The sequence below is a fragment of the Gardnerella sp. 26-12 genome (genome assembly GCF_001660745.1).
Lineage (GTDB): Bacteria > Actinomycetota > Actinomycetes > Actinomycetales > Bifidobacteriaceae > Bifidobacterium > Bifidobacterium swidsinskii.
In genome coordinates, this window is record NZ_LWSR01000022.1 from 13,687 (window position 1) to 18,996 (window position 5,310).

Below are 5,310 nucleotides of genomic sequence, written 5' to 3' on the forward strand. Positions count from 1 at the left end.
CGACTGCACGCGTGTCCGAATAACAGGATTAAGAGACCATAACGCAGCGCGCCAACTGCACGAGTGTCCGAAACTCGCCGGTTCGTGCGCTCAAGCAGATTGTCGCGTTAGCTGTTTATTTTTTAGCACGTATTTTACATCAGCTTGAGATGCGACCTTCGAATCATGAGTAACAACAATCACACATTTGCCATGCTCTCTAGCAGCTTTTTTTAATATTGCAATAACTTCTTTAGTTGTTGCAGGGTCAAGACTTCCAGTAGGCTCATCAGCTAAAATTACCGGCGCAGAAGATACTAAAGCTCGTCCAATTGCAACACGCTGCTGTTGACCACCAGAAAGTTTAGTGACGTTACGATTTGCTTCTTCTTCAGTTAACCCAAGATCTATTAGCACTTGAACATCAGCATGTGAATTTACTAATCGCAAATTTTCTAATGGCGTCAAATAGTCAATAAGATTAAAATTCTGGAAAACAAGTGAAATATGTTTTTTGCGATGCTCAACATATCCTGTTTTTGCAATATCCTCACCATTGAACAATACTTCACCTTTATAAGGAGTATCTAATCCAGCTAAAAGTGAGAGCATAGTAGACTTTCCTGCTCCAGAAGCTCCCATGATACTGTACATTTTGCCAATTTCGAAATCTGCATTCACGTCATTTAGTACCGCAATATTTGCAGGTCCGTAAGTGTACTTCACATTTTTTAATTGCAATAAAGCCGACATAATAAGCTCCTTATTTTTACATAATTTAAATATGATTTATACGATTTGTTCCATTTATGCGATTGCGCTTTTAGTAGAAAATTCGCATACGCAACTACATTTCTGCTAACTCATGGCACTCAGTATTTTCCGAGGCTTCTTTATTAATATTGGCAGCACTGCAACAAGTAATGCGACTATTGAAATAAGCAAACCAATAACAAAAGCAGCAAGAGTTTGCAGCAATGGCAATACTGGCATACCATCCGCAATAAATGACGAATCAGCACTATGCAAAATCGCAGAACCAATAACGCCAGAAAAAGCAGCACCGAAGCCTAACGAAATGACGAATGACACAATGTTGAGTATCGCTATTTCAACAAGCAATTGACTAACTATTATTGCTCTAGATAATCCGATAGACATAAGTACGCCAATCTCGTGCATACGTCCTCTAACCCAGAACACTAATACAAGTCCAAGCACTAAAATACCAACAAAACTTAGTGCCACAAAAATCATTCGCACAAGTTGTTGCACAGAGTTAACCGAGCTTATTACATCAGACAATTGCGAAGCATTCTGCTCTACATCTGCCCACTTGCCAGCAATACTTTTAGCCTCCCGTATTGCACTAGCTAATAAATCAGAACGCTCAACAACACAACGCAAAACACTTCGATTAGAAGAACCCGCCAAAGACAACGCAGAACTTAAGTCAGTAAATATGCGGTTTTCTGACGTATCCGAAGGAAGCGCTCCTTTAGTTTGCAATTTGCCGGCAAAAATGCCAACAACGCGAACTTTTACATTAAACCCTTGCTTAAGAATTATAGTAGAACCAATCTTAAGATTATTCTTCTTAGCAAAATCACGATGCACTATTGCTCTACCAGAAGAACGATTAGTAATATGCTCACCCTGTTCTAAACGGTACAATCCTTCTTGAAAACCTTGAGATAATCGAGAATCTGTTGTGCCAGTAATTCCGGCAGCATGAGCCAAAACATCATCGTCTAGTCTTGGACCCTGCGCAGGAAGCACAAGTTGCTTTCCAACAGGCACAGCTAAAACATCGCGCTCTTCCACTACAGTTTTTACGCTCGAAATCGCAGCAAATTTACGAATTTGACTAGAGTCAATTCCTTCATTTGCGCCCAAATCTTGAGGAATTGAGGAACTAGATGTAGCAGTAGCAGAATTAGAATTTGCATTACTTTGCTCTGGAAGAGTTTCACCTCGAGTTTTTGCTCGTACAGTAAAACCTAAGCCAATACTGGATTGAATACGATCCCTAGCACCCTCAACAGAAGCACTGATACCAGCTTGTGAAACTAGCGCACTTAAAACAAGAGTCATAATCAGCACAATTATTGCGTTACGTCGAGGTTTGCGCAATATTGCAAGTTTCGCTCGAGCACATAAAGAAATTACTTCACCATTCATAATGTTACTCACTAACTTTTCAAATAACTTTCATACGACGAATTATGAAAACTATGCCGCCAAACAGCATAGTTCTACTTTTGCAATCCGAGGAGCTCACGAGGAGATTTGCATATAATTGGCAAATAAGACAACACAACTGCAATAACGATTACTGCACCAACAATTGTAGAAACTCCGACAAAACACTGAGCGTCTACTTGTACGCTAAGTGTTTCCAAAGTTTTTGTTGCCAAAGTTGATTCAAGATTTCCACCAGCTTGACCCATATTACTCAATTCACGGGCGGCTGATGATTGCACAGAGCCAAGAGCAACATTAGCCATCAACGGAGCTATAACTTTTGCAAAAAGGTAACCCACAATCAACGAAGGTATTGAAATAAGCACAATCTCAGCAAGATATTGACCAACTATAGATAATTTGCCAGTGCCAATTGCAACAAACACACCAATTTCATTACGTCGCTCATTCATCCACAGCAAAAGCACTAATGCCAAAGCAATAATAGCGAATGATACAACAGCAATTGTTGTAACAGTCATTATTGAGCGCACTCCCTTTGCTGCTTTCAACAAACCAGAAACGAACTGATCGTCACGAGTTAGTTGATAGTTTTGCAAATCAATAGGCAATTTCGCAGCTTGAGACATAATATTATCCGCATCCTCGCCGCGCTTTATTCTAAAACTTGCATCCTGATATATTTCTTTTCCAGGCTTATATTTATATAATTCGCGAGTAGTTTGCAAATCCGTATACACGGTATTAGCTGTCAATTCCGCCCTAGTTGCGACTTGACGCTTATTTGCACCGGCATAAATTCCAACAATACGAGTTTTTACTGTTGCTGTTGATTGTTGAATATTGTCAGCATCGTAAGGATTAGCGCGAAGTGTAAGAGTATCTCCTACATGTAATCCGTTAGCTTTAGCGAGATCTTCATGAATTAGTGATGCATGAACGTTGTTAGCAATAAGATGCTTGCCTTTAGACATAGTTATTGCTTTTGTTTTAAAAGTATTTAAACCAGTAGAGTCATTCGTTCCTTCAATATTAACGGCATTCCCAAACTGCTGTTCACGCTTATTGTCATACTCTTGTACGCCTGGAATTCTTGCCGCTTTAGCATTAACTAAATCCGCTGTTACATTTTGTCGAACAACGTAGGAAGCAATTCCATTTAACTTTGCAATTGCCTGTACATCTTTAGGTTTTACAGTTCCAGCTCCTCTAGGAGTTCCAGGGTTTATTTGAGGGTTATTTGCGAGCACAAAACTAGACTCTGCTTGCGCTTCAACTTTTTCTCCTTCTCTACCTGCAGCATTTGAAACTGCAGAAGTAGAAAATAACAATGTCGAAATAAGAAATACAATAATGAAAATTATTGCTGTTTTTATTCGTTTCCTCAGAATGTAGCGTATTGCACGAGAGATAAACGTCATCGACTACCTTTCTTCATTGAAAATTGCTTGTATATCAACCTTTAAATATACGGACTACCAGTATAACATATCCATACTGAAAAATGCGTTTAGTGTCATACTTTACAATGCGCAAATCTACCAGTGCGCAAATCTACGCTATAAAAAAATTCCCCTCTGCAAAACAAATTGTAGAGGGAAACTTTTATTCGTATTTAATGCGCCTTTAAATTTTGCACATTCGTTAGGTTTAGTCTTGGTTAAAATCTATTACTAGCTTATTATCTTTAATACTAAACTTTCCATAAACATAACCACTATTTCTAGTGTGCGAGTCTCTCCAATCACTATCATCATCATCGTCCTTATAGCGATAAGTAATGTCTACACCAACCTCATCGCTCTGAAAAGTTCCTGACGACATGTTAACTTGATCCAACATAGGAGTGCTATTAACACTACGCTTAATATTGTCATATTTATAGCTGGTATAATAACTAAAGCTTGCAAATCTACAACTCTCTGGAACATCAGTTTCAGTTGACGCTACACATTTATCGACATGCTTTTGAATAGCCTTAGTAAGCTCATCCTTTAATGTTTCTGTAGCTTCTAGTTCTAACACTGCAGATTCCGAACTATCTTTTTCGCTAATTGACGCGTCAGCAGAATTTGTGGTCCACAGTTGCGAACTTTTTGCAGATTCAATATGGTAAGCACCAGGATACACTGGAAGTCTATATTCTGTAGCTGATGTATATACTGAATAACCGTATTCTGAACTGTAGCTTTCACCGTCATATTTCGGCGATTTTTTGAGAGTAGACAAATTTATTTCAGAATCATTAACTTTTATTTTATCAACTTCATTTGGCACAGTTATGGTAATGTGACCAAATGGTGGATATTGAACTTTATAAGAGTCAAAGAATAGCCACTGTTTGCCAGCTGGTACAAGGCTTATTACTGCCGAAGCATCACTATTGCCAATTTTGTAAGAAAGCTTAAATGAATTGTATGGGCCACTATCAACACTCATGTAAGACATATGATTCTTGGAAGCTCTGCCTATTGCGCTTGTAAGTAAGGCACGATAATTTTCTGGAACTTTAGAAGAAGACCAATCTGTCATATTGTTAGCTTCATCAAAATTGCCTTCTTGCAAAGACTTCACATAACGTTGAATTGTTGCTTGTGGAGAATACACATTCTGTTGAATAACTGTATAACCTATACCAAGAACCACAATAACAATGCCAATTACAATAAGCATAATTTTTGTGCTGTGTTTCATAGGCGTGCTTCTCACAACATTACCTGCTACGAAATTAGGATTAAACGAATCAGGAGCATAATATTCTGTAGGCTGATTTTGCGAATAATCCTGCTGATTATAGTACTGTTGATTTGAATAATCCTGCTGTTCATAAGTATTTTGACTGCTATAAACAGGCTGAGGATAAGCTTGCGTGTTCTGCTGAATGAACTGCGTTTGTTGTACATCGTTCATTTGATTTTGCTGATATTGAGCACTTTGCATTGGCTGATAACTTGAATTAGCTTGCTGCGGCACAAGACTAGCTCCACAAGATGAGCATACTATAGCTCCATAAGCATTTTGACTGTTGCAATATGGACAATTCATATATTTCTCTCCGTATATTTTTACAAAATAAGCCTAGCAGACAAGACTGCTAGGCTTATGACTTATTAGATATATTTACTT

General features: G+C 38.3%; 4 protein-coding genes. All 4 read right to left on the bottom strand.

What is annotated here, in order from left to right; translation table 11 throughout:
* Window positions 1-90 precede the first annotated feature (90 nt).
* Window positions 91-732, bottom strand: a complete 642-nt coding sequence (locus tag A5295_RS02260) for an ABC transporter ATP-binding protein (RefSeq protein ID WP_004107298.1) — start codon at window positions 730-732, stop codon at window positions 91-93.
* Between the two features lie 105 nt (window positions 733-837).
* A complete protein-coding gene (locus A5295_RS02265) occupies window positions 838-2,160 on the bottom strand; it encodes an ABC transporter permease (protein ID WP_064340204.1) in 1,323 nt (440 codons plus the stop codon).
* Between the two features lie 74 nt (window positions 2,161-2,234).
* A complete protein-coding gene (locus A5295_RS02270) occupies window positions 2,235-3,605 on the bottom strand; it encodes an ABC transporter permease (RefSeq protein WP_064340203.1) in 1,371 nt (456 codons plus the stop codon).
* A gap of 229 nt (window positions 3,606-3,834) precedes the next feature.
* Window positions 3,835-5,229 (bottom strand): zinc ribbon domain-containing protein, encoded by a 1,395-nt coding sequence (locus tag A5295_RS02275; protein WP_004107292.1) that lies wholly within the window; start codon window positions 5,227-5,229, stop codon window positions 3,835-3,837.
* Between the last annotated feature and the right edge of the window lie 81 nt (window positions 5,230-5,310).

What these genes read in the sequence shown, in the direction of transcription:
- A5295_RS02260 (WP_004107298.1), bottom strand. Translation starts at nt 732, where the DNA reads ATGTCGGCTTTATTGCAATTAAAAAATGTGAAGTACACTTACGGACCT.
- A5295_RS02265 (WP_064340204.1), bottom strand. Translation starts at nt 2,160, where the DNA reads ATGAATGGTGAAGTAATTTCTTTATGTGCTCGAGCGAAACTTGCAATA.
- A5295_RS02270 (WP_064340203.1), bottom strand. Translation starts at nt 3,605, where the DNA reads ATGACGTTTATCTCTCGTGCAATACGCTACATTCTGAGGAAACGAATA.
- A5295_RS02275 (WP_004107292.1), bottom strand. Translation starts at nt 5,229, where the DNA reads ATGAATTGTCCATATTGCAACAGTCAAAATGCTTATGGAGCTATAGTA.